This is a genomic window from Actinoplanes sp. NPDC048791 (assembly GCF_040650095.1).
Classification (GTDB): domain Bacteria; phylum Actinomycetota; class Actinomycetes; order Mycobacteriales; family Micromonosporaceae; genus Actinoplanes.
This window is the reverse complement of the sequence record NZ_JBEZGQ010000687.1, coordinates 1-4,632: the sequence shown is the minus strand read 5'-3', so window position 1 is coordinate 4,632 and position 4,632 is coordinate 1. Positions and strand designations below refer to the sequence as shown.

Sequence of the window (4,632 nt, the reverse complement as noted above, 5' to 3'; positions counted from 1 at the left end):
CCGGGGGCGGATAAACCGTGCCGTCCTGGAGGTCGAGCAGGTCGAGATTGAGCTCGCCGGCCAGTTTCTCGATCGTCTCGAGCACCGCGTCCGGGCACTGCTCGTCCAGGCGCATCTGGATGTGGTCCGCCGCGGCGTGCAGCGGGGCGCTCGCCCAGGGCGTGCCGGGCAGCGTCGCGCGTGGTCCGCGGTCGGGGTAGTTGCTGGTCAGGGCGTCATAGAAGGCGACGACGCGCGGATCGGCGGGGCGCTGTGGGTGCTCGCCGCGGGCGCACCGGGCGTTCGCGGCACGCACGTCATCCGGCATGGCCGTGTTGTCCATGGCCCACACCACGAGGTCGAAACTCACCGGCGCATGGTGCCATACCGCCGGGCGGTGAAGCCGGTTGTCGCCCCGACACGCGGGGGATGCGTCTTGCGCGACATTAGTCCGCATCGCTAGCGTTGGTCCTGCCGCGCGGGCTCCATGGCCGTGTCTTCGGGTGATGCTGTCGTGGTCGCTCCGCGTGGAGGATGCACCCCCGGCGGGCGCGAGCCACGCGTACCTGTCGTGACAGCCCCCGCGATCGTTGCCGCGATCGACGGGGGTTGTTCGCGTCCGGGGTCCTTAACGAATCTTCACCCATACTCTGGGACCGCCGTGTCAGTGATCGGGACGGCGGACTAAGGTCGAGCGGTCGGACCGACTGAGGGAGTGGACGTGACGGTGGCGCGGATCGCGGTGGTGGCCGGCGACGGCATCGGGACCGAGGTGACCGCGCAGGCGCGCAAGGTGATCGAGGCCGTCCTCCCGGATGCGGAGTTCGACGACTACGACCTGGGTGCGCGCTTCTACAACCGCACCAAAGAGGTTCTCCCGCAGGCCATCCAGGACGAGCTGGCCGCGCACGACGCCATCCTGCTCGGCGCCATCGGTGACCCCAGCGTCCCGCCCGGCGTCCTCGAGCGTGGCCTGCTGCTCAAGCTCCGCTTCGACTTCGACCAGTACGTCAACCTGCGCCCGTCCCGGCTCTGGCCCGGCACGGTCAGCCCGCTCGCCGGCCTCAAGCCCGGCGAGATCGACATGGTCGTGGTCCGCGAGGGCACCGAGGGTCTCTACGTCGGCGCCGGCGGCGTCCTGCACAAGGACACCCCCGCCGAGATCGCCACCGAGGAGAGCCTGAACACCCGGCACGGCGTCGAGCGGGTCGTGCGCGACGCGTTCGGCCGGGCGCAGCGCCGCGAGCGGCGCCACCTGACCCTCGTGCACAAGACGAACGTGCTCACCCACGCGGGCGGGCTCTGGGCGCGCACCTTCGCCGCGGTCGCCGCCGAGTTCCCCGACGTCACCACGGAATACCAGCACATCGACGCCGCGAGCATGTTCATGGTGAGCAACCCGCAGCGCTACGACGTGGTGGTGACCGACAACCTCTTCGGTGACATCCTCACCGACATCGCCGCTGCCGTGACCGGCGGCATCGGCATGGCAGCCAGCGGCTCCGTCAACCCGGAGCGCAAGTACCCCTCGACCTTCGAGCCGGTGCACGGCTCCGCGCCGGACATCGCCGGCCAGGGCATCGCCGACCCGGCGGCCGCCATCCTCTCCGCGTCGCTGCTGCTCGAGCATCTCGGGCACCCCGACGAGGCCCGCCGAGTATCCGAGGCGGTCGCGGCCGAGGTCGCGTCCCGCACGCCGGGCGCGCCGCTGCGTACCGCCGAGGTCGGAGACCGGGTCGCCGCCACCGCGGCCGCCTGACTCACCTTCACACCCGCGTCATCCCGCCGTCGCGACGGCGGTCGCTGAAGGCTGTCCTCAGTCCGGCCCGGGGCCGGTGGCGGGGTGGTCGGAAGGGCGCTGCCCGGCTGTCGGCTTTGAACGACCGTTCGGGGTAAGTTCATGGAGCACTGCGGGTGCTACCTCTTCATTCTTTGTGACAGAAAGCAGGTCAACTGCCATGAGTGGTGGTGACAACCTCGACTTCGAGATCCGTCCGAACCCGGCGCCCGTAAGCGACGCGGACAGGACCACACTGCTGGCCAACCCGGGCTTCGGCCGGATCTTCACCGATCACATGGTCACCGTCCGGTATGCGGAGGGCAAAGGCTGGTACGAGCCCCGGGTCGAAGCCCGCGCCCCCATCCCGATGGACCCCGCGTCCGCGGTGCTGCACTACGCGCAGGAGATCTTCGAGGGCCTGAAGGCCTACACGACTGCGGACGGCGGCGTGACGATGTTCCGCCCGGACGCCAACGCCGCCCGCTTCGGGCAGTCCGCCCAGCGGATGGCCATGCCGGTGCTGCCGCAGTCGATGTTCCTGGAGTCCCTGCGCCAGCTGATCAAGATCGACCGCGGCTGGATCCCGGAGAGCGACGAGGGCAGCCTCTACCTGCGCCCGTTCGCGTACGCGAGCGAGGTCTTCCTCGGTGTGCGCCCGTCGATGGAATACCTCTACCTGGTGATCGCCTCGCCGGTGGGCGCCTACTTCAGCGGCGGGGTCAAGCCGGTGACGGTCTGGATCACGCCCGACTACACCCGGGCGGCGCCCGGCGGCACGGGCGCGGCGAAGTGCGGCGGCAACTACGCGGCCGGCCTCTCCGCCCAGGCCGAGGCGATCGAGCACGGCTGCGACCAGGTGGTCTACCTGGACGCCGTCGAGCGCAAGTACGTCGACGAGCTCGGCGGCATGAACGTGTTCTTCGTGCTGGACGACGGCTCGCTGGCGACGCCGCCGCTGACCGGCACGATCCTGCCCGGCATCACCCGCGACTCGGTCATCAAGCTGGCGGAGCGGGACGGGCGCCGGGTCGAGGAGCGGCCGGTCAGCTTCGAGGAATGGCGTTCCGGGGCGGCCTCGGGCCGGATCCGCGAGGCTTTCGCTTGTGGCACCGCGGCTGTCATCACCCCGATCGGCACTGTGCGTTCGCCGGAGGGCGAGTTCACCGTGGCCGATGGCGGCTCCGGCGAGGTCACCATGGGGCTGCGCCAGCAGCTCGTGGACATCCAGCGGGGCCGGGCCGAGGATCCGTTCGGCTGGGTGCACCGAGTTCTCTGAGTTGCCGGTGGCGGGGATCGCGAGGCGGTCCCCGCCCTGGCCGTCGGTACCGTTGCCGCATGGAGACACCGGGCCGGACGCAGCTGCCGATCGTCGCCGTCGCCAGTGGCAAAGGCGGAGTGGGCAAGTCGAGCATCGCCGTCGCGCTCGGGCGCGAGCTGGTCCGGGCCGGTTATCGGACCGGGCTGGTCGATGCTGACATCGCCGGTCCCGACGTGCCGCGGATGCTCGGTCTGCGCCGTGACGTGCCGGCCCGGTCGGTCACCCTCGCGCGGTGGACCCGCGGCGGTTCCGGGCTGGAAGCGATGGAGGTGGACGGCCTCAAGGTCGCGTCCGCGGGGTTCCTGATGGCCGGCGGCCAGGGTCTGGCGCTCGGTTCCGACCTGGCCGACCTCATGCTCGGCCGGCTCATCGGGGAAACGGCCTGGGGCGACGTCGAGGTCCTCCTGGTTGATCTGCCGCCCGGTATCAGCTTCACCCAGCAGGGCGTGCTGTCCGGGGCCGGCCGGGTGGCGACGATCCTGGTGGTCACGCCGGCCGAGGTCTCCCATCTGGACACCGGCCGGGCCCTCACCACCCTGCGCGAGGTGCGGACGCCGGTGCTGGGCGGGGTGGAGAACATGGCGTACTTCCGGTGCCCCTGCTGCGGTGCGGAGACGGAGCTGCACGCGCCGGCGCCTGACGATCGCACCATCTGGGCCGGCGGCGTCGAACGGCTCGCGCGGCTTCCGTTCCGGCCCGGCGCGGCGATCGACGGCGCCGACCTCGCCCCGGTCGTGCACGCCGCGGCAGCACACATCGCGGGGTGAAGCCCGCGCTCAGCGTGGTGTGTCGAGGAGCGTCTGCAGGACTTCCTCGGCGGCGGGCATGCCGTTGATCTCGGCCTGAACGACCCGGGCCCGGCGCGTCAGGGAAGTGTCCTCCAACAGCTCGGTCGCGGTGTGCGCAACCGTTTCCACTGAGAGATCCGCCGGCGGCACCACCAAGGCCACGCCCGCCTCCACTGCCGTCGCGCTGTTGGCGAACTGGTCCGCGCCCTGCGGCAGGATCAGGTGCGGCAGGCCGTGGCAGAGCGCGGCGACGATCGTGCTCGCTCCGCCCTGGGTGACCAGGCCCGCGCATTGCGGCAGCAGCAGGGCGTGCGGTGCGAAGTCGGCGATGCGGACGTTCGCCGGCTGCGGGCCGAAGCGGTCCGGGTCGCTGCCGGGCCCGGCCGTGACCAGCACGTTGACCGGCAAATCACGGAGGCCGGCCAGTGCGGTCTGGAAGACGTCGGTCGCGCCGAAGAACAGTGTGCCCAGGGTCAGGTGCAGGCTGCGTTCGTAGGGCAGCTCGTCCGCGTTCCACGGCAGGCGTTCGCCGGGCAGGACTTCGCCCGAGGTCGGGCGCAGCGGCCGGCGGTTGCGGAAGGCGCGGACGGCGTCCGCCTGCAGAGCCGGCGGGCAGTTGTCCAGGTACGGAGTGTCGAGGATGGTTTCCGGCAGGTCCGGCACCTCCCACTGGCTGCTCAGGTCGCTGAGCCGCGCCCCGAACCAGTCCCAGGCCTCGGCCGGCAGGGGACCGAGGCCGTGCACCGCGTGCCGGGCGCCGGTGCGGG

General features: G+C 71.5%; 5 protein-coding genes. 3 read left to right on the top strand and 2 right to left on the bottom strand.

The genetic code is table 11. The features are described from left to right. Positions 1–349, bottom strand: a 349-nt coding sequence (locus tag AB0C29_RS34555; RefSeq protein WP_360829336.1) for a hypothetical protein, incomplete at its 3' end; no start/stop codon positions are given. 357 nt (positions 350–706) lie between these two features. Between AB0C29_RS34555 and AB0C29_RS34550 the strand changes: the two genes are divergently transcribed. The 3 genes from AB0C29_RS34550 to AB0C29_RS34540 all read left to right on the top strand — a co-directional run bounded on the left by AB0C29_RS34550 (position 707) and on the right by AB0C29_RS34540 (position 3,844). Further along, a complete protein-coding gene (locus AB0C29_RS34550; protein WP_360829338.1) occupies positions 707–1,738 on the top strand; it encodes a 3-isopropylmalate dehydrogenase in 1,032 nt (343 codons plus the stop codon). 199 nt (positions 1,739–1,937) lie between these two features. After that, positions 1,938–3,035, top strand: coding sequence for a branched-chain amino acid aminotransferase (locus AB0C29_RS34545; RefSeq protein WP_360829333.1), 1,098 nt, complete (start codon positions 1,938–1,940; stop codon positions 3,033–3,035). Positions 3,036–3,094: 59 nt separating this feature from the next. Further along, the gene (locus tag AB0C29_RS34540; RefSeq protein ID WP_360829330.1) at positions 3,095–3,844 is read left to right on the top strand and encodes a P-loop NTPase; all 750 of its coding nucleotides are present in this window, start codon (positions 3,095–3,097) and stop codon (positions 3,842–3,844) included. Between the two features lie 9 nt (positions 3,845–3,853). Here the strand turns inward: AB0C29_RS34540 and AB0C29_RS34535 are convergent. Then, positions 3,854–4,632: nucleotide disphospho-sugar-binding domain-containing protein (locus AB0C29_RS34535; RefSeq protein WP_360829327.1), on the bottom strand; the 779-nt coding region annotated here is incomplete at its 5' end.

What these genes read in the sequence shown, in the direction of transcription:
- AB0C29_RS34545 (WP_360829333.1), top strand. Translation starts at nt 1,938, where the DNA reads ATGAGTGGTGGTGACAACCTCGACTTCGAGATCCGTCCGAACCCGGCG.
- AB0C29_RS34540 (WP_360829330.1), top strand. Translation starts at nt 3,095, where the DNA reads ATGGAGACACCGGGCCGGACGCAGCTGCCGATCGTCGCCGTCGCCAGT.